Below are 19,501 nucleotides of genomic sequence, written 5' to 3'. Positions count from 1 at the left end.
GGGGGAATTTACATGACGATTCCATTAATTATCGGTGGAGTTTTACTCGCAATTTTAATTCTACTCATTTTAGTATTTATTACGAAGTATCGTACGGTTGGTCCGGATGAAGCGTTAATTGTTACAGGGAACTGGCTTGGTGGAGGAAAGAATGTAGTTACCACTGATGATGGAAAGAAGATTAAGATTATTCGTGGGGGCGGTACTTTCGTAGTTCCAATTATGCAAAGAGCAGAGCCTTTAAGCTTATTAAACTATAAATTAGAAGTTGGTACACGTGATACGTATACGAAACAAGGTGTACCGATCACAGTAAACGGTGTTTCTATTATTAAAGTGGGATCAACAATTGAAGAAGTTTCCACGGCAGCTGAACAATATTTAGGAAAAGAAACAGAAGAGTTAAAAATAGAAGCAAAAGAAGTTTTAGAAGGGCATCTCCGTGCTATCTTATCTTCTATGACAGTAGAAGATGCGTATAGTAATAGAGAGCAATTTGCTCAAAAGGTACATGAAGTAGCTTCTACAGATTTAAAGAAGATGGGACTTCGCATTGTTTCCTTCACAATTAAAGAAATAATGGATAAAAACGGATACTTAGATGCGCTTGGTCAGCCACAAATTGCGACAGTTAAGCGTGATGCAACAATTGCGAACGCAGAGCGTGAAAAAGAAGCACGTATTGAAAAAGCACGTGCAGAAAAAGAAGCAAAAGAAGCAGAATATCAACGTGATGCACAGATCGCTGAAGCTGAAAAACATAAAGAATTAAAAGTACAGTCCTATAAGAGGGAACAAGAGCAAGCACGTGCAGATGCGGATCTTTCTTACGAATTACAACAAGCGAAAGCACAACAAGGTGTTACAGAAGAGCAAATGCGCGTTAAAATCATTGAGCGTGAGAAACAAATTGAATTAGAAGAAAAAGAGATTGCGCGTCGTGAAAAGCAATATGATGCAGAAGTTAAGAAAAAAGCCGATGCAGATCGCTATGCTGTTGAGCAATCAGCGGAAGCAGAGAAAGTAAAACAAATTAAAAAAGCCGATGCGGATCAATATAAGATTGAAGCAGAAGCGAGAGCACGTGCAGAAGAAGTACGTGTAGAAGGTTTAGCGAAGGCGGAAATTGAAAAAGCACAAGGTCAAGCGAAAGCGGAAGTACAAAAAGCGCAAGGTACAGCAGAGGCTGATGTTATTAGGTTAAAAGGTTTAGCAGAGGCAGAAGCGAAACAAAAAATCGCAGAAGCATTTGAATTATATGGTCAAGCGGCAATTATGGATATGGTTCTTAAAATGCTTCCAAGTTATGCGAAGGAACTTGCAAGTCCGCTTAGTAATATTGATAAAATCACAGTTGTCGATACAGGCGGCGGTGGTAAAAATAGCGGGGCCGGAAAAGTCGCGGGTTATGCGACTGATTTAATGGCAACGATGCAAGAAACGTTAAAAGCTTCTTCTGGCATTGACTTAAAAGAGCTATTAGAAGGATTTGCAGGAAAAGGAGCGGTACAACAATTATCAAGCGATAAACCTGTTGTATCTGTAGTAGAAGATGGGAAAAAAGAAGTAGAAAAAGATAAAGATAAAGAATAATAAGGTGGAAAGAACCTCTAGTAATTGAAATACTAGAGGTTCTCCTATGAATTATAATATTTCGAATAATATACATTTTTATACATTGTTTTAATTATTTAATTTATATAGAATGAAAAAGATATGTATCAATTCTTTAGATCTATAAAAAGATAGAGAGTCTCATCGATACATTTAAATCGTATTATTTTCATAGAAAGATTAAATGTTAATTAATTACATTTAAAACGGTATGGAGGGGTAGAAGTATGTTTCAAGGGAAATTAAGGAGTAGTAGTTTAAAAACAAAGTTACTTGTATCATTTATTATTATTTTAATTCTTCCAAGTATTGTAATTGGTTGGACGTCTTATCAACAAGCGAAGAAGAATTTTAATGAAACAATTTTAAACTCGGCGAAAGATAATATAAAAATTTTGGATAATGTAATTAATAAGGAATTGGATAGTAAAAAAATAGATGCAACTTATTTTACGAAATTATTCACACAATCAAGTTACCAAGCAGATCAAATTCAAAACATACAAAATAAACTAGAAGAATACAACAAACTACATCCAGAAATGGAAGCAATCTATACAGGATCTAGTAATGGACAGTTCATTCAATCACCAGCTATTCAGATGCCAGATGGATATAATCCTACAGAAAGAGATTGGTATAAAGAGGCAGTGAAGAAAAGCGGAGAAGTAATTGTAACTGCTCCATATAAGTCAAAAACGACAGGGAATATTGTTATTACACTAGCAAAACAAAACGAGGATAAAAGTGGAGTTCTTGGGATTGACTTAATCATTAATGATATTGTTACTACTTCCAAGATGGTTAATATCGGTAAGGAAGGATATGTAGCGATATTTGATCAAGATAAAAATGTAGTAGCGCACCCGAAAATGAAGCCAGGAGAGAAATTAGAAGAGAAACTTAGTAAAGAATTGTATAAACAGGAAGCTGGGGATTTTCATTATTCATTAGATGGTGAAGATCGCAATATCACTTTTAAAACGAATAAGAAAACTGGATGGAAAATAGCAGGAATTATGCCTTCCAAAGAAATTATCGAAGCGGCTGAACCTATTTTCTATAAAACAATAACTGTTCTTGGAATTTCACTAATAATCGGTGGGATTGTAATTTACTTCATAATTGCGTCTATTATTAAACCGTTAAAACAACTTGTCATATCATCGAAGAAGATTAGTGAAGGTGATTTAACAGAATCAATTACAGTTCATTCTAAAGATGAAATTGGACAGCTAGGAGAAAGTTTTAACGAGATGGCTGCATCGTTACAAAGTGTCATTTCCAATATAAACACTTCAGCAAGTCATGTAGCGGCATCTTCAGAAGAATTAACAGCTAGTATGAAGCAGACAAGCGAAGCAACGGAACAAATTACACAGGCTATAGAGCAAGTATCAAGTGGTGCAGAAATACAAACGAAAGAAGTTGAAGAAGGAGCAACATTGTTAGAAGAAGTTACAGAAGGAATTCAGCGTGTTGCAGATAGTTCTTCATTAGTATCTACAGCCTCTATGTATACGAAGAAAAAAGCTGAAAATGGTGGGAAGTTAGTTGAACAAACTGTGAATCAAATGCAATTAATTCATGAGTCTGTTTCACAGTCAGACAAAATCATTGGTTTGTTAGATGATAAGTCGAAACAAATTGGAGCAATCCTTGAAGTAATTCAACATATTGCAGAACAGACAAATTTATTAGCGTTAAATGCGGCAATTGAGGCTGCAAGAGCTGGAGAGCAAGGTAGAGGATTTGCAATTGTAGCAGATGAAGTGCGAAAGCTAGCAGAACAATCAGGACAGTCTTCTACGGAAATTGGGAAACTAGTGAAAGAGATTCAATTTGATATAAAAGAAACAGTAAGCTCTATGAATCAAGTTGGAGCAGAAGTACAATCAGGACTTGTAGTTGCAAATGAAACGAAGCAAAGCTTTGTCGAAATATTGAAGTCTACAAATGATACAGTTGTACAAATTGATAGCATGGTAGATGTAGCAAAACAAATGACGGTAGATGCAAAACAAGTAAGTGCATCTATTAATGAAATTGCAGCTACGATTGAAGAAAATGCCGCAAGTGTTCAAAATATTGCTGGTTCCTCTGAGGAACAATTAGCTTCAGTAGATGAAATAAATGCAGCAGCAGTCCATTTATCACAAATGGCAGAAGAATTACAAGAGATGATTGGTAAGTTTAAAATATAATAATAAACTGTTAAGAAACGAAGTAGTACTTATGCTTCGTTTCTTTTTTTATGAAGATAAAAAAGAAAGAAATATATAGTAACCGTGTTATGATGATAAAAAACTGTATTTTCTTTAAATTCTATCTTTAATCATGTTAGGGGAATGGTTTTGAAATTTAAAAAATTAAAACTCCAACCGAGAATTACATTAACTATTAGTACACTTATTTTAGTTGTACTTATGCTAACGAGTTATTTATTTTATTACATATTATCTGAAACGGTAGAAGAGCAAATTGGTAAACGGGCCTTGCATGTTGCGAAAACAGTTGCCGCGATACCAGAAATTCAGGAAGCTTTTCAAAAAGAAAATCCAGCTTCTATTATTCAGCCAATCGCAGAAAAAATTCGAATTGATACAGAGGCTGACTTTATTGTAGTTGGAAATAAAGAGGGGATTCGATATGCACATCCTGAGCGAGATAAAATAGGAGAAGCGATGATTGGTGGAGATAACAAAGGCGTTTTATTAGAAGGAAAATCATATGTTTCGAAAGCAACTGGATCATTAGGCCCTTCATTACGCGGAAAAGTTCCAATCCGTAATCAGGAAAATGAAATCATTGGTGTGGTGTCTGTTGGATTTTCAATGGCTGATATTCATGGAGCAGTAGAAGTGTATGGAAAGCGGGTATTTTGGATTACAATAATAGGTCTTTTAATTGGGATAATCGGCTCTATATATTTAGCGGCAAGTATAAAAAGAATGATGTTCGGGATGGAACCAGAAGAAATTTCATCTTTATATGAAGAGCATAGTACAGTGATTCAATCTGTACGTGAAGGGATTATTGTAATCGATAAAAATGGCAGGATTAGTTTAGTAAATCAAGCAGCTTATGATATTCTTTCGCTAGATAAACAACAAAATATTATTGGGGAATTTATTTTAAATGTAATTCCTAATTCAACGATATTAGATGTACTTCAAACTGGTGAAGAACAGTTTGATCGCCAATTAAATATAAAAGGACAGGCTGTTATTGCGAACCGTCTACCTATTAAAGTAAAGAATAAAGTAACTGGCGTTGTATCGAGCTTACGTTTGAAATCTGAAATGGATCAGTTAACAGCAGAATTATCTCAGACGAAGCAATATACAGAGGCATTACGAGCGCAAACGCACGAATATAACAATTTAATGTATACGCTTTCAGGTCTTATCCAATTAGAATCATACGAAGATGCTTTAGAGCTTATTCATAAGGAAACAGCGGTATATCAAGATTTTGTTCAATTTATTATGAAGCGGATTCAAAATCCATGGCTAGGTGGAATTTTAATTGGATTTTATAATAGAGCACGAGAGTTGAAGATTGATTTTATGCTAGATAGAGAAAGTGGTTTAGACAAATTAAGTCCACATATTGAGAGTAATTATGTCGTTTCTATTTTAGGAAATTTAATTACGAATGCATTTGAAGCAATTGAAAAAAATGAAGAGAATGATAAGAAAGTAAGGATGTTTGTAACTGATATTGGAGAAGAAATATTAATTGAAGTGGAAGATTCAGGGCAAGGGATTCATGATGAAATAATTACTAGCATATTCTATAAAGGCTTTTCGACGAAAGAAGGAGGAGAGCGAGGATATGGATTAGCAAAAGTGAAAGAGTTAGTAGAAGATTTAAATGGAAGTATTGCAATTGAAAAAGGGGATTTAGGTGGTGCGTTATTTATTATTGCACTACCGAAAGAGAGAGGCGAATAGTAATGGGTGAGGAGATTGAAGTATTAATTGTAGAAGATGATATTCGGATTGCTGACATTCATCGTCGTTTTACTGAAAAAATTGAGGGATTTAAAGTAATTGGAACGGCAACGACTGGAGAACAAGCGAAAGAATGGCTAGAGCTTGTGAAGCCACAGCTTGTTTTATTAGATGTGTACTTACCTGATATGCAAGGAACGGAACTTGTCACATATATTAGGCATCATTTGCACGATACAGATATTATTATGATTACAGCGGCATCGGAAACAGATGTAGTGAGGCACGCCCTGCGGGGCGGAGTAACAGATTATATCGTAAAGCCACTAATGTTTGATCGATTTAAAGCAAGTCTAGAAGGCTATCAAAAAAAGATTATACAGTTAAAGAAGAACAATCAATTATCTACGGAACAAATTGAATATTTATGGTCTCAAAGAGGTGTGAAGGGAGATCAAATAGAATATGCCCCGAAAGGGATAGATCCTTATACTTTAGCGAAAGTAAAAAAGCATATGTTAACAGTTAATGAAGAAGGGATTACAGCAGAAATGTTAAGCTCAATGATTGGAGTAAGCCGATCAACGGCAAGGCGCTATTTAGAGTATTTGATATCTGGGAAGAAAGTCCACGCAGAGCTAATATATGGAAGTGTTGGGAGACCGGAGAGACGTTATTTTCTTGCTTCTTCATAATAAAAAACAGTAGAGGATTTTATTTCTTCTACTGTTTTTTTGCATCTTATATTGGAATAATCCCAATTACAATTCCGGTAATTAACATAACCATTGTCGTTCCAACGGCCCACAATAAAGTGAAGCGTTGATGTTCACCGAAATCAACTTTGGCCATTCCAACCAATAAATAAGTGGAAGCGACAAGCGGACTTAATAAGTGAACGGGTTGCCCAAGTAAGGAAGCGCGTCCCATTTCAGCTGCACTAATTCCGTAAGTAGCAGCAGCTTTCGTCAAGATAGGTAATACCCCGAAGTAAAATGCATCATTAGACATGAAAAATGTGAATGGCATACTGAGAAGTGCTGTAATAATTGGTAGTTGTGGTCCAAGTGCATCTGGTATAAGAGTTACTACACTGTTAGCCATTGCATCTACCATTTTTGTTCCAGATAAAATACCAGTGAAAATACCGGCAGCAAATACGAGAGAAACAACTGCTAATACATTCCCTGCATGAGAAGCAATACGTTCTTTCTGTTGCTCTAAGTTTGGATAGTTAATCATAACAGCAATAGCAAAAGCGACTGTAAATAAAACAGGTAACGGCATAACTTCTAGTATGAGACAGACAAGTAATGTAGCAGTTAATAAAAAGTTAATCCATAGAAGTTTAGGACGTTTATGCGCTGCGGCTTCGACAGTTGCAGCTTGCTCATCCATTGTTTGCATTTGTTTTAAATACTGTACATCCATAATACCTAAACGTTTTCTTTCTTTTTTTCCAAGATAGTAGGCAACGAGAATAACCCAAATTGCACCAGCAATCATTCCTGGAATAAGAGGTGTAAATAATTCGGAAGCCTCAAGTCCAAGTGCGCTCATAACACGAGCTGTGGGTCCACCCCAAGGTGTAAGGTTTGTTACTCCTGCCCCTAACATAACAACTCCAGCTAATATGAGGGGGTTCATTCCAAGGCGCTTATATAGTGGATACATTGCGGAAACTGTAATCATGTATGTTGTTGTACCATCACCATCTAGAGAAACGATAATAGTCAATATAGCCGTTCCGACAACGATTTTTAAAGGATCTCCTTTTACAAATTTTAAAATCTTACTAATGACAGGATCGAATAAACCGCTATCAATCATAATTCCAAAATATAAAATAGCGAACATAAGCATAATACCAGTAGGTGCTAATTTTTGAATCCCCTCTAACATCATAGGCCCCATATTGGCATAGAATCCGCCAATTACTGCAAAAACACTCGGAATTAATATTAAGGCTACTAGTGCTGACATACGTTTCGTCATAATTAAAAACATAAAGACAAATACCATCGCAAATCCAAGTAGTGCTAACATGTAATTTCCCCCTCAAAAGAATGATTGCGCTTTCAAAATAGAATAAAAATTCAGAAAAAGGTTTTTTATTTATAATAAAAGCATCTATTCAAATGGTAAATAATTTGAAAAATAACATCATTAGAAGCATAATTTTTATTTTGTTCATTTTGTTCACGGTAGTTAATTTGAATTTTTAAAAAGTAAGCCGCTCCTCGTAAGAATGGTAGAATAAGATGAAAATAGTGAAGTGTGAAATAGGGAGTAGATGTTATATGAAAACGAGAATAGAAGAGATTTATAGCTCTTATGAAGGAAAAGTAGAGGAGATTTTTATTAATGAATCTTCTTACGTATATGAATGGGAAAAATTACTGATGATCCGAAAAAATGACGGTGAGCTAAAAAAAATTGCAGTCGGGATTAGTGGAAATATAAGATTGGTAAATGTAGAAGTTGGACAGGAAATTAGTGCGGATACATTATTAGTTAAATTAGAAGATGATTTATTAATTACAGGTTGTGAGTGATGAGAGATGTGTAGAAATAACTACACATCTTTTTTTATTTCCTATATTACAAAAAGCACATTGTTTTTTCACAAATCTCACACAACCTTTTGGTATTCTTTTCATGGAGTATACGGTTTCTAGGGAGGAATATTGATGAAAGTAAAATATGTCGTACTTGCTATATGTTTATGTTTCATATTTACAGTAGTCGGGTGTGGGAAAAAGGAAACAGCAGGTGTTGCCATTGATGAGAAACATGATAAATGTGATATTTGCCAAATTGGGGTAACAGATAATCAATTTGCAACAGAAATTATTTTAGAAAATGGAAAAGCGTTAAAGTTTGATGATATTGGTTGTATGTATAAATGGATGGAGATCAACTCAGATGAAAAGACGAAAGAGAAATTTGTCCGAGATTATGATTCGAAAGATTGGATTTCGTTAGAAGACGCTACTTACGTATATGATAAAACAATAACGACACCGATGGCTTATAATGTCATTTCATTCAAAAATAAAAAAGATGCAGAGAGCTTTGTATCTAACTATAAGGGGAAAATTCTTTCGTATAAAGAGTTAGCAGAGCACAAATGGGAAATGAATAAAGAGATGATGGGGAAACCGAAAGCAGGAAATCATGGTGGACATCATTAATAATAGAAAAAGACAACTATATAGTTGTCTTTTTCTATTATTACTCAGGTGCAAATATAGAAAAGGTGTAAAATTTTTAGAAGAACGGTTACAATGGAATATAGTAACCTAAAGCAATCATTTATCCCGCATTAACGGGCAGTAAGACCCCCACCTCAAAATTCAGCGGAAGCAAAGAAGTTAGGTGGGGGATCAACTGCCAGTAAACGCCCGAGTGGTTCAACTAATAATCAGTGGTGGATGAACAAAACCCCCACTGATTAAAGTTTCACTTTATGTACTTTTTAGAAATGTATACAAATGCGGTAAAAACGTGCTAAACTAATTGCTTCATAATGTTAATGATGGGGCCATCAGGCGTATCATTCCAATAGGTTGAGAAACATAGTATAAGCTTAAGATAATCCGATTAAAGAAGGAATCTAAAGGGCTTATGGATAAATGTACTCAAGAAGAGTTATTGTATGTGATGGAGGAATGGTTAAGAAAACATTATCTTTCATAGGAGCTGTAGTTGTGAGAAAACAAAAAATTTTATTATGTATTTTATTAGGACTTTTAATGACGGTAGTGGCTTGTGATAAGCAAGAAGAACCAGAATCGAAACCGGTTCATGTGAAAAATGAAAAGAAAAAAGAGAAGCATAAAGAACAGGAAGAATCTAAAGAAGAGAAAAGTATAAATTTAATGGACAAACAGTTGTTACTTTCAGCTACTCTTGGAGACACAGAGACAGCTATGAAGTTGATTCAGGATGGAGCGAATATAAACGTAGAAGGTGACAACGGAGAAACGCCTGTCCTTGCAGCGACGTACCAAAATCATGTAGAGACAGTTAAAGCATTAATTGGTGCAGGTGCTAATATTGAAATTAAAGATGAGAAACAAAGTAATCCACTTCTTTATGCAAGTAGAGAAGGATATACGGATATTGTAAAAGTATTAATTAATGCAGGAGTTAATACGAAAGAAACGACTAAGTCAGGTGGAACAGCACTTATTTCTGCATCTGAGCGTGGACATGTAGAGGTTGTTAAAGAATTATTAGAGCATACAGATATTGATGTGAATTATAAAAATGAACGTGGTGGAACAGCGCTATTAGAAGCAATTGTATTAGGAAATGGTAGTGAAAACCATAAGAAAGTAATTCAATTGCTTATTGATCACGGTGCAGATGTAAATATGGCTAACAAGGAACATCTGACGCCACTGCAATACGCTGAAAAAAGAGGTTTTAAAGATATTGTAAATATGTTGAGGGTAGCTGGAGCAAATGAAGTAGTACAGCCACAACAACCAGTAGAGTAAAAAACGAAAAATAATCCCATTTAGATAGACAGAATGAAGAAATCAGTTAGTATGATGGATTCAGTAATGTGTATTTGAATGGGATTTTTGTTTTGAACATGAAAAATAGATTATGAATAGATGGTATATGGAGTAAATAAGGAGGGTATAAATGAGTCTCTCAGAACTTGATTTAATAGTAATTCAGGTAGAGGTTTTATTTGTTCATAATCAAGTAGGAAAAATGAAATATGTAAATGAACAAGGAAATCCGAAAGCACCACGTTTTTTTCTTGGCAGAACTCGTGAAGGGAGTATAACGAGATATCATTGTAATGTGGATGATGAAACGGTAAGTAATATTGAGAAGTTAATTCGAGAACCTTCAAAGTATATAGAGATAGCAAAGATCATTAATGTATTAAATGAAGACAGAACAGTGGAAAATATTTGGATGGGTCCTGCTTTCATGTTCCCTAATACTTTACATAAGCCGACTAGAACAATACAAATAACTGAGAAGAATAAAGAGCTTTTGCGAGAAAATTTTCCTAATCTAATAGAACAGATGGAATGGAGGCAACCTTATTTTGCAATTGTAAAAAATGAAAAGGTAGTTTCCGTTTGTTGCAGTGCCAGAAGTACGCCCGTAGCTGCTGAGGCAAGTGTGGAAACTTTAGCGGAATTTCAAGGGAATGGATATGGTACTGATGTTGTTACAGCCTGGGCCATATCAATACAAGAGGAAAAGCGCATTCCACTTTACAGTACTGCTTGGGATAACTTTCCTTCGCAAGCAGTGGCAAGCAAACTAAAACTCATTAACTATGGAATGAATTTACATATTGATTGAATTTTAAGCATTGTTTCGTTCTATTATTTTATATTTTAATATCCAGATTAATGTAAATGATGATGTGGTGAATATTAACATTCGATTAACACCTAATTAACAATCTATCAAAACTGACTTAATAAATGCGTAATATAGTAAAGGTAACAAAATAACTAGGGTAGAGAACATTTGAGAACACCCACTTACATATAATGTGCCACTTTCTTAGGTGTGCTCTATTCCCTAGAGTTCAAATAAGGAGAAAGGCGTTCTATGTAAGTAGGTGTTTTTAGTTTTGATAAAAATAGAACAGTTAGGTGGAATGAATGTTTAAAGAACCTTATATTGAGATGATAAAAGATTGGAAAGGATACAAAGCATACAAAAAATTGCCGAAAACAGTTTTTCTTATGACTGGTTCAATGCTGGAATTACCAGAGCATGTATATGAATTGCAGAAACATGGACATGATGTATTTCTTCATTGTGATTTTATACAAGGCTTAAATACGAATACAGAGGAAGCGCTTTTGTATATTCAAGATGTTATCGGGGCACAAGGTATTATTTCAACAAAGGGTTCGACAATTCGAAATGCTAATAAAATTGGATTGAAAACAATTCAACGTATTTTTATTGTAGATACTTTATCCCTTACTAAATCAATTGAAAATTGTAAAACGACTAAACCAAATGCAGTAGAGATTATGCCAGGGATTATGCCTTCTATAATTAAACAGCTAGCAGAGGAAATAGAATTTCCTATTATTGCAGGCGGGCTGATTCAAACGCGAGAAGATGCGGAAATTGCAATTCGTGCAGGAGCAAGTGCGATTTCAACAAGTCATTATGAAGTATGGATACATAAAGAAAAAAGGAGTGCAACCTTGTGATTGAATTGAAAAATGTTTCAAAGGTATATAAAAATGCAGAAGAGACAGCGGTTAAAGGCGTATCGGTTCATATTAAGAAGGGCGAATTTTTTGTTTTAGTTGGACCTTCGGGATGCGGGAAAAGCACATTATTACGCATGATCGCTGGCTTAGAAGAGATTTCTTCGGGAGATTTGATTATTAATGAACGTGTTGCAAATGATCTAGAGCCGAAAGACCGTAATCTATCAATGGTATTTCAAAATTATGCATTATATCCACACTTATCTGTAGAAGAAAATATTTTATTTGGACTTAAGGTAAGAAAAGTACAAAAAGAAGAGCGACAAAAGCGATTAATGGAAGCGATTGAAATGGTAGGACTGAAAGAGTATGTGAAAATGAAACCAGGTCAATTATCAGGCGGACAAAGACAGCGTGTTGCGCTTGCTAGAGCGATCGTGAGTCAAGCACCAATCTGTTTAATGGATGAACCACTTTCGAATTTAGATGCGAAATTACGTGCGCAAATGAGGATTGAAATTAGAGAAATTCAGCAGCGATTAGGAATTACGATGATTTACGTTACCCACGATCAAATAGAAGCGATGACTATGGGAGATCGTATCATGGTTTTAAATAAAGGAAGTATACAGCAAGTTGGAACACCACTTGACATATATAACGAACCAGCAAACGAATTTGTTGCAAGTTTTATAGGTTCTCCTTCTATGAATATAAATGATGGAGAAGTGGATAAAGAAAAAGGTGTATTACATATAGGGCAATTGCAAATTCCATTATCTATTGGACAGTTAAAGCAATTACCAGAAGGAATAATTCGTATAGGCATGCGTCCTGAGCATATTGAACTGTCTGAGGAAGGACAAGCAGTGACGCTGCAATCTGTAGAAGTATTAGGGAATGAATCTATATTAAACTTTGCGGTAAATGGAACAACTTGGAGTGCGAAAGTCATCGGACAGTTACTCTTGAACAAAGGTGATAAAGTAAAATTATTATTCTCGCAAGAAAAGTTATGCTTCTTTAACGAAAACACGAATGAACGCTTAAAAGTGGTAGCTGAAGAAGAGTTGAAAGTGGTGGCGAAATAATGATCGAAGTAAGTAAGTTACCAGTTCAAACAAAGGTGTCAAAAAAGAAAAAATTATGGGGGAGAACGAAAGATTTAAGAATAGGATTATTGTTTTTGGCGCCATCTATTTTGCTATTTTCGATTTTTTTGTTCTATCCATTGTTTAGGACGATTTACTATAGTTTTTATTTAACCGATATACATGGAGAAGCTAATCTTTTCGTTGGCTTAGAAAATTATCAATATTTATTCTCTGATCCAGCTTTCTACAAAAGTATAAAATCAACTTTACTATTTGTTTTATATACAGTGCCTACGAGTATTATATTTGCTTTGTTTCTTGCATTGATTGCAAATGGAAAGGTAAGAGGTATTGGGTTATTCCGAGTTCTGTTTTCTTCGACGATGGGAATATCAGTAGCTGCTAGTGCAGTGATTTGGCTATTTTTATTTCATCCAAGTGTAGGATTATTTAATAATATATTAGCCTCTATGAATCTTCCTGCAATCGCGTGGTTAACGAGTCCGGACTGGGCACTATTCTCTGTATCAGTTACAACAGTTTGGGTGAATACAGGATTTGCATTTTTAGTTATATTAGGTGGTTTACAAAATATCGATACGTCTTTATATGAGAGTGCATCTATAGATGGTGCTAGTTATTTATATAAGCTTCGCCGTGTTATATTACCGATGCTATCGCCAACTTTATTCTTTATTGTAACAGTAACGTTAATTAGTGCGTTCCAAAGCTTTGGACAAATTGATATTTTAACGCACGGTGGACCGAATGATGCAACGAATTTAATTGTGTACTCGATTTACAAAGAGGCGTTTGTGAATCATCAATTTGGAACAGCAAGCGCACAAGCGATGGTATTATTTGTTTTCATTTTCATTGCTACATTACTTCAATTTAAGTTTGCTGAGAGAAAGGTGCATTATAAATGATTGTTAAACAGTGGAAGCAAAATTTCCTATTATACATGCTGCTCATAATTAGTGCAGTAATGGTGTTTTTTCCTGTACTGTATGCGTTTTTAATAAGCTTTATGACACCAGACGATATTCAAATGAGAAGGTTATTTCCAACTCAATTTACTTTTGATAATTTCATTAATATTTTTCAAAAAGTACCGCTTTTTACATACTTATATAACAGTTTAATTGTATCGACAGTCGTTATGATTGGACAACTTATCGTATCAAGCTTAGCGGCGTATGCTTTTGTTTTTCTTCAGTTTAAAGGGAGAAATTTAATTTTCTTCCTGTTTATTTCAACGATGCTTATTCCGTGGGAAGCAACGATGGTGCCTAACTTTTTAACGATTCAAAACTTTGGCTGGATCAATAGTTTCGCTGGGATGACAGTGCCGTTTTTTGCAACAGCTTTCGGTATTTTCTTACTACGTCAACATTTTATGACACTTCCGAATGAACTGAAAGAAGCTGCTTTTATTGAAGGGATTGGAAATGTAAGGTTTTTATTCAGCGTTGTAATTCCGTATTGTAAAACGAGTTTTATTACGCTTGGAGTATATAGCTTTTTAACAACATGGAATATGTATTTATGGCCACTTTTAGTGACCACTGATGAAAAAGTAAGAACAGTGCAAATTGGTGTGAAGCAGCTTCAGTCACAAGAAGTTGCAACTGATTGGGGAAGCGTAATGGCCGGTGTGACGGTTATCGTTATTCCAACATTGATTTTACTATTTTTAGGACAAAAACAATTACAACAAGGATTAACAAAAGGTGCAATTAAATAACTAAGAGAAGGTGAGCTTAAAATGAGTTTAGTAAAAAAAGGTGCTGCTCTATTAATGGCAGCAACAATGGCATTATCTAGTGCCGCTTGTTCAAATAGTAAAACAGAGGGAAAACCTGAAGCGCAGGCAAAAGTAGCACCAGTTGAAAAAAATAGTGATAAAACTGTAATTCGCTTCTGGCATGCGATGGGTGGAAAAACACAAGGTGTACTAGATGGTCTTGTTGCAGACTATAATAAGTCACAAAATAAATACGAGATAAAGGCAGAGTTCCAAGGGACATATGAAGAGTCTTTAACAAAATTTAGAACGATGTCTGCAACGAAAGAAGCGCCAGCTCTTGTTCAATCGAGTGAAATTACAACGAAATATATGATTGATAGCAAAAAAATCACACCAATTGATAGTTGGATAAAAAAAGATAAGTACGATACGTCAAAATTAGAAAAAGCAATTACAAATTATTATTCAGTTGATGGAAAAATGTATTCTATGCCATTTAATTCATCTACACCAGTATTAATTTATAATAAAGATGCTTTTGCAAAGGCGGGCTTAGATCCAGAGAAAGCTCCGAAAACATATGCGGAATTACAAGAAGCAGCGAAGAAGTTAACGATTAAAGAAGGTGGAAATGTAAAACAATATGGATTCTCCATGCTTAACTATGGTTGGTTCTTTGAAGAATTGTTAGCGACACAAGGTGCTTTATATGTAGATAACGAAAACGGCCGTAAAGATGCTGCAAAGAAGGCGGTATTTAACGGTAAAGAAGGACAGAAAGTATTTGGAATGTTAGATGATTTAAATAAAGCTGGCGCACTTGGAAAGTATGGAGCAAGTTGGGATGATATTCGTGCTGCGTTCCAGTCTGGACAAGTTGCTATGTATTTAGATTCTTCAGCAGGTGTTCGTGATTTAATTGATGCATCTAAGTTTAATGTAGGAGTTTCATATATTCCATATCCAGAGGATTCGAAACAAAATGGTGTTGTTATTGGTGGAGCATCATTATGGATGACGAATATGGTTTCAGAAGAAACGCAACAAGGTGCTTGGGACTTTATGAAATATTTAACGAAGCCAGACGTACAAGCAAAATGGCATACTGCAACAGGCTATTTCTCAATTAATCCAGATGCATATAATGAACCTTTAGTAAAAGAGCAATATGAAAAATATCCACAGTTGAAAGTAACAGTAGAGCAACTGCAAGCGACGAAGCAATCTTCAGCAACACAAGGCGCTTTAATTAGTGTATTCCCAGAATCACGAGATGCAGTTGTAAAAGCATTAGAAGCGATGTATGACGGGAAGAATAGTAAAGAAGCTTTAGATGAAGCTGCCAAAGCAACAGATAGAGCAATTAGTATTTCAGCTCGTACGAGTCAAAAATAAGAGAAAGCCGTATCCTTAAAAGGGATACGGCTTTCTTTATAGGGAGATAAGGGATCAAAGAAATAATGAAGTTTTATCTCTTTTATATGAGTAAAGGGTCTAGAATGAATGTTGTCTTTTTCATTATTTATTTAACTCCATTGCGACTTGTTTACCATTTATGAAAACCTCTACTACCGCTACTATAACTTCTATTACTTTTTTCATCTCTCCTTGTTTTTGTTTCATTTCTTACTTTCAGTATAAGGAAATACAGTAATTACAACCATCGAATTGGATGACAAGAGACTTACAGTGTTGTAAGGATAATAGTTTAGTTTGTAATAAAGTGAAACTTTAATCAGTGGGGATTCTTCATCTCCCACTGATTATCAGCCCTCGCCAATCGGGCTTTTACGGCCCATTAATGTGGGATAAATATGATTCGGGATTGCGATTCTGAACTTTCTGTCGTTTTGAACTATAATTAGAAAGAGGGGGGATAATATGAAAAGAATTCTTGTTATTAGTGATATTCATGGAGAGATAGAAAAGTTCGAACAGTTATTGGAAGAAGCTCAATATGATGCGAAACAGGATCAATTAATCTTACTGGGAGATTATGTAGATCGTGGTCCAAATGCGCGTGCTGTAATTGAAAAGGTAAGAGAATTGAAAGAAGAGGGAGCACTCATTTTAAAAGGAAATCATGAAGATATGATGATTAAAGCGTTAACGACAAATGAGGAACGTTCATGGAACCATTGGGTAAAAAGAAATGGTGGAGATAAGACATTATATAGCTATGGATTTGTAGAAGAAGATATTGCGGTTAATGAGAAAGACTTCTCAAAACCGATTTTACAATCTCGTGTATTAGAGGAACATATAAAGTTTATTCAAGAATTAGATCATTACATTGAAACAGAAGAGTATATATTTGTACATGCTGGGGTTGAGCCGATGAAACGAGTTTCTGAATCTGAACCATATACGTTAATGTGGATCCGTAATGAATTTCATAATGGATATATCGGTGAAAAGGTTGTTATATTTGGGCATACGGAAACAAAAACGCTTCATGGTAGTGAGGATTGCGGAGTGTATTTTGGTAGTAATCGTATTATTGGAATTGATGGCGGGGCTGTGTATGGTGGTCAGCTAAATTGTTTGGAGTTGCCGAGTAAAAAGGTATATGTAATAAAAAATTGAAAGAGATAAGAGGAATCTTATTTCTTTCAATTTTTTATTAAGGTAAATTTAAGACAAAGCTTTTATAATAAAACTTCAAAATTTTATATAAAGCAAAACTTCAGAAGAAAATAGTTGAAAATGAAATTACGTAATGTAACTACATTCTTTTGTTACGAAGAGAAGAAACGTAATAATAAATAGAATTGAACTATATGATGGAAGGTGACAGTATGCGCTTACTTGTAGTAGAAGATAATGCTTCGTTACTAGAGTCTATCGTACAAATTTTGCGTGATGAATTTGAAGTAGATACAGCAATAAATGGAGAAGATGGATTGTTTTTAGCGCTTCAAAATATATATGATGCAATTTTGCTGGATGTGATGATGCCAGGGATGGACGGATTTGAAGTAATTCAAAAAATACGTGATGAAAAGATTGAAACACCAGTCCTGTTTTTGACAGCGAGAGATTCTTTAGAAGATCGGGTGAAGGGATTGGACTTTGGTGGAGATGACTATATCGTTAAGCCATTTCAGGCTCCCGAATTAAAAGCGAGAATTCGCGCTTTACTACGCAGAAGTGGTAGTTTAACAACGCAGCAAACGATTCGTTATAAAGGGATTGAATTGTTCGGAAAAGATAAAGACGTTCAAGTAGATGGAAAAAGTATTAAGTTGACATTGAAACAATATGAGCTACTAGAGTACCTCATTCAAAATAGCGGGAAGATTTTAATGCGTGAACAAATTTTTGATCGTGTTTGGGGATTTGATTCAGATACGACAGTAGCGATTGTAGAAGTGTATGTGCATCATTTACGTAAAAAATTAGAACCATTCGGTTATCAGAAAGATATTCAAACCGTTCGAGGTATTGGATATATATTAAAAGAACAATGAAAAAGGGAAGTATGTTTCAAAAGACACGCATTCGTTTGACTATAGTGAATTCATTAGTATTTATCCTATTAATAGGTATATTAGGTAGTATTATTTATTCATACACATATAAGCGTATTTATAATGAAGTGGATCAATCTATAAAAATGTTGGCTCAGTATAGAGAAAAATTAGATGTTAAAATACCACCAAGAAAACGCATGGAGAATATCCAAATTGGAGATCCGCGAGTAACTAGAATAACTTGGAATGGAAAAATAGTGAAAATAGAGGGCGATAACCGTAAATTCCGTTCTATTTTTGAAGAGAATTTGGAAAAGTTTTCTCCAAAAAATTTAGAGGAGTTACAAGATATTGAAGTACAAGGACGATATTTTAGAGTATTTTCGCTTCAAAAAGATGGAGAAATAGTTCAAATCGTGCGAGATATAACAGCGGAAGAAAGAATGTTAAATACTTTATTTTTAATCCTTGTTATAGGTTGTAGCATAGGAAGCCTCTGTGCGATAGGTATCGGCTTTTTCCTAGCTGGTAGAGCACTCGTACCTATTCAAAATTCATGGGAGAAACAGCAGCAATTCGTTTCTGATGCATCACATGAACTCAGGACACCACTTGCAGTTATTCAATCAAAAACGGATGTTTTATTCCAGTCACCATCCGCTACGATAGAAGAAAAAGCGATGGATATTTCTACAATTTCAAAAGAATGTAGGCGGTTATCGAAACTCGTTAGTAATTTATTATTGCTAGCACGTTCTGATTCTAATCAAATTGAGATGGATAAGAAAACATTTGAACTTGATAAATTGTTAGAAGAAATAGTAGCCCCATATAAAGAGATTGCTTCTTATCAAGAAAAAGAGATGTTACTAAAAGTAGAAAGTGACGTATCTTTTATGGGGGATAGAGAGCGGATTCATCAAATGATGGTCATACTGTTAGATAATGCGATGAAGTATACAAACGAAGGCGGGCATATTCAAATTGATTGCACGCAAACGAGTAGTGCAATTCGTATACAGGTGAAGGATAACGGGATAGGAGTGAAAGAAGAAGATATTCCGAAATTATTTGATCGTTTTTATCAAGGGGATAAAGCAAGAAGTACGTCAGAAGGAGCTGGATTAGGTCTTTCAATCGCAAATTGGATTGTAGAAAAGCATTATGGAAAAATATCAGTAGAGAGCAAATGGGGAGATGGCACTTGCTTTGAAGTGATATTCCCTAAAAATCAAAGAATATAAGTAAGAAGACGATCTTGTTTTTACAAGGTCGTCTTTTTTTAAGATAAAGTTAAGAAACTATTTATATTATGTATGGCATAAAGAAAATTCATTACGTGAAGAAGAGATTATAGAGGTGTACGTGAGTGAATTTTATCGATCATAATGTTATTTCA

17 protein-coding genes are annotated in these 19,501 nt (G+C 34.8%); 16 read left to right on the top strand and 1 reads right to left on the bottom strand.

Translation table 11 applies throughout. The annotated features are described in order from the left end of the window. Positions 1 to 12: 12 nt before the first annotated feature. The 4 genes from RT27_RS06265 to RT27_RS06250 all read left to right on the top strand — a co-directional run bounded on the left by RT27_RS06265 (position 13) and on the right by RT27_RS06250 (position 6,265). Positions 13 to 1,593 carry a flotillin family protein gene (locus tag RT27_RS06265; protein WP_016083603.1) on the top strand — a complete coding sequence of 527 codons (1,581 nt, stop codon included), beginning with the start codon at positions 13 to 15 and terminating at the stop codon, positions 1,591 to 1,593. 248 nt (positions 1,594 to 1,841) lie between these two features. Beyond that, complete coding sequence (locus RT27_RS06260) at positions 1,842 to 3,818, top strand: methyl-accepting chemotaxis protein (RefSeq protein ID WP_016083602.1); 1,977 nt, start codon at positions 1,842 to 1,844, stop codon at positions 3,816 to 3,818. Between the two features lie 144 nt (positions 3,819 to 3,962). After that, on the top strand, positions 3,963 to 5,570 hold the full coding sequence (locus RT27_RS06255; RefSeq protein WP_043935549.1) for a sensor histidine kinase: 1,608 nt from the start codon (positions 3,963 to 3,965) through the stop codon (positions 5,568 to 5,570). A gap of 2 nt (positions 5,571 to 5,572) precedes the next feature. Then, positions 5,573 to 6,265, top strand: coding sequence for a response regulator (locus RT27_RS06250; RefSeq protein ID WP_016083600.1), 693 nt, complete (start codon positions 5,573 to 5,575; stop codon positions 6,263 to 6,265). Positions 6,266 to 6,311: 46 nt separating this feature from the next. Here the strand turns inward: RT27_RS06250 and RT27_RS06245 are convergent, their stop codons facing one another. After that, the gene (locus RT27_RS06245) at positions 6,312 to 7,616 is read right to left on the bottom strand and encodes a CitMHS family transporter (protein WP_016083599.1); all 1,305 of its coding nucleotides are present in this window, start codon (positions 7,614 to 7,616) and stop codon (positions 6,312 to 6,314) included. Between the two features lie 254 nt (positions 7,617 to 7,870). Here RT27_RS06245 and RT27_RS06240 point away from each other — a divergent pair, with 254 nt between their 5' ends. The 12 genes from RT27_RS06240 (at position 7,871) to RT27_RS06185 (ending at position 19,346) form a co-directional block, all read left to right on the top strand. Next, positions 7,871 to 8,125, top strand: coding sequence for a hypothetical protein (locus tag RT27_RS06240; RefSeq protein WP_000857376.1), 255 nt, complete (start codon positions 7,871 to 7,873; stop codon positions 8,123 to 8,125). Positions 8,126 to 8,260: 135 nt separating this feature from the next. Beyond that, on the top strand, positions 8,261 to 8,764 hold the full coding sequence (locus RT27_RS06235) for a nitrous oxide reductase accessory protein NosL (RefSeq protein WP_016083598.1): 504 nt from the start codon (positions 8,261 to 8,263) through the stop codon (positions 8,762 to 8,764). A 441-nt stretch (positions 8,765 to 9,205) separates the two neighbouring features. Beyond that, positions 9,206 to 10,075: an ankyrin repeat domain-containing protein gene (locus RT27_RS06230; protein ID WP_016083597.1), complete on the top strand. Its 870-nt coding sequence runs from the start codon at positions 9,206 to 9,208 to the stop codon at positions 10,073 to 10,075. Between the two features lie 151 nt (positions 10,076 to 10,226). Beyond that, positions 10,227 to 10,907: a GNAT family N-acetyltransferase gene (locus RT27_RS06225; RefSeq protein WP_043935548.1), complete on the top strand. Its 681-nt coding sequence runs from the start codon at positions 10,227 to 10,229 to the stop codon at positions 10,905 to 10,907. 308 nt (positions 10,908 to 11,215) lie between these two features. Further along, positions 11,216 to 11,782, top strand: a complete 567-nt coding sequence (locus RT27_RS06220) for a glycerol-3-phosphate responsive antiterminator (protein ID WP_043935547.1) — start codon at positions 11,216 to 11,218, stop codon at positions 11,780 to 11,782. Beyond that, entirely contained in the window at positions 11,779 to 12,876 is a 1,098-nt protein-coding gene (ugpC, locus tag RT27_RS06215) for a sn-glycerol-3-phosphate ABC transporter ATP-binding protein UgpC (RefSeq protein WP_043935546.1), read from the top strand. The genes RT27_RS06220 and ugpC overlap by 4 nt, the downstream gene beginning before the upstream one ends. Then, positions 12,876 to 13,808 (top strand): sugar ABC transporter permease, encoded by a 933-nt coding sequence (locus tag RT27_RS06210; RefSeq protein WP_043935544.1) that lies wholly within the window; start codon positions 12,876 to 12,878, stop codon positions 13,806 to 13,808. The genes ugpC and RT27_RS06210 overlap by 1 nt, the downstream gene beginning before the upstream one ends. Next, positions 13,805 to 14,626 carry a carbohydrate ABC transporter permease gene (locus RT27_RS06205; protein ID WP_000635948.1) on the top strand — a complete coding sequence of 274 codons (822 nt, stop codon included), beginning with the start codon at positions 13,805 to 13,807 and terminating at the stop codon, positions 14,624 to 14,626. Before RT27_RS06210 ends, RT27_RS06205 begins: the two co-directional genes overlap by 4 nt. 21 nt (positions 14,627 to 14,647) lie before the next feature. Continuing rightward, positions 14,648 to 16,024 carry an ABC transporter substrate-binding protein gene (locus RT27_RS06200; RefSeq protein ID WP_016083592.1) on the top strand — a complete coding sequence of 459 codons (1,377 nt, stop codon included), beginning with the start codon at positions 14,648 to 14,650 and terminating at the stop codon, positions 16,022 to 16,024. A gap of 486 nt (positions 16,025 to 16,510) precedes the next feature. Next, positions 16,511 to 17,215: a metallophosphoesterase family protein gene (locus RT27_RS06195; RefSeq protein ID WP_043935542.1), complete on the top strand. Its 705-nt coding sequence runs from the start codon at positions 16,511 to 16,513 to the stop codon at positions 17,213 to 17,215. Positions 17,216 to 17,427: 212 nt separating this feature from the next. Continuing rightward, complete coding sequence (locus RT27_RS06190) at positions 17,428 to 18,099, top strand: response regulator transcription factor (RefSeq protein WP_016083590.1); 672 nt, start codon at positions 17,428 to 17,430, stop codon at positions 18,097 to 18,099. 11 nt (positions 18,100 to 18,110) lie between these two features. Further along, entirely contained in the window at positions 18,111 to 19,346 is a 1,236-nt protein-coding gene (locus RT27_RS06185; RefSeq protein ID WP_016083589.1) for a HAMP domain-containing sensor histidine kinase, read from the top strand. The last annotated feature ends 155 nt before the right edge of the window (positions 19,347 to 19,501 follow it).

This window comes from Bacillus sp. L_1B0_5 (assembly GCF_000836715.1).
GTDB classification, from domain to species: domain Bacteria; phylum Bacillota; class Bacilli; order Bacillales; family Bacillaceae_G; genus Bacillus_A; species Bacillus_A thuringiensis_S.
This window is presented reverse-complemented; position numbering and strand designations above follow the sequence as displayed.

Excerpts from the sequence above, each read along its gene's own strand:
- RT27_RS06240 (WP_000857376.1), top strand. The coding sequence starts at position 7,871 with ATGAAAACGAGAATAGAAGAGATTTATAGCTCTTATGAAGGAAAAGTA.
- RT27_RS06200 (WP_016083592.1), top strand. The coding sequence starts at position 14,648 with ATGAGTTTAGTAAAAAAAGGTGCTGCTCTATTAATGGCAGCAACAATG.
- RT27_RS06220 (WP_043935547.1), top strand. The coding sequence starts at position 11,216 with ATGTTTAAAGAACCTTATATTGAGATGATAAAAGATTGGAAAGGATAC.
- RT27_RS06195 (WP_043935542.1), top strand. The coding sequence starts at position 16,511 with ATGAAAAGAATTCTTGTTATTAGTGATATTCATGGAGAGATAGAAAAG.
- RT27_RS06190 (WP_016083590.1), top strand. The coding sequence starts at position 17,428 with ATGCGCTTACTTGTAGTAGAAGATAATGCTTCGTTACTAGAGTCTATC.
- RT27_RS06250 (WP_016083600.1), top strand. The coding sequence starts at position 5,573 with ATGGGTGAGGAGATTGAAGTATTAATTGTAGAAGATGATATTCGGATT.
- RT27_RS06185 (WP_016083589.1), top strand. The coding sequence starts at position 18,111 with ATGTTTCAAAAGACACGCATTCGTTTGACTATAGTGAATTCATTAGTA.
- RT27_RS06245 (WP_016083599.1), bottom strand. The coding sequence starts at position 7,616 with ATGTTAGCACTACTTGGATTTGCGATGGTATTTGTCTTTATGTTTTTA.
- RT27_RS06210 (WP_043935544.1), top strand. The coding sequence starts at position 12,876 with ATGATCGAAGTAAGTAAGTTACCAGTTCAAACAAAGGTGTCAAAAAAG.
- RT27_RS06265 (WP_016083603.1), top strand. The coding sequence starts at position 13 with ATGACGATTCCATTAATTATCGGTGGAGTTTTACTCGCAATTTTAATT.
- RT27_RS06235 (WP_016083598.1), top strand. The coding sequence starts at position 8,261 with ATGAAAGTAAAATATGTCGTACTTGCTATATGTTTATGTTTCATATTT.
- RT27_RS06225 (WP_043935548.1), top strand. The coding sequence starts at position 10,227 with ATGAGTCTCTCAGAACTTGATTTAATAGTAATTCAGGTAGAGGTTTTA.
- RT27_RS06255 (WP_043935549.1), top strand. The coding sequence starts at position 3,963 with ATGGTTTTGAAATTTAAAAAATTAAAACTCCAACCGAGAATTACATTA.
- RT27_RS06230 (WP_016083597.1), top strand. The coding sequence starts at position 9,206 with ATGTACTCAAGAAGAGTTATTGTATGTGATGGAGGAATGGTTAAGAAA.
- RT27_RS06260 (WP_016083602.1), top strand. The coding sequence starts at position 1,842 with ATGTTTCAAGGGAAATTAAGGAGTAGTAGTTTAAAAACAAAGTTACTT.
- RT27_RS06205 (WP_000635948.1), top strand. The coding sequence starts at position 13,805 with ATGATTGTTAAACAGTGGAAGCAAAATTTCCTATTATACATGCTGCTC.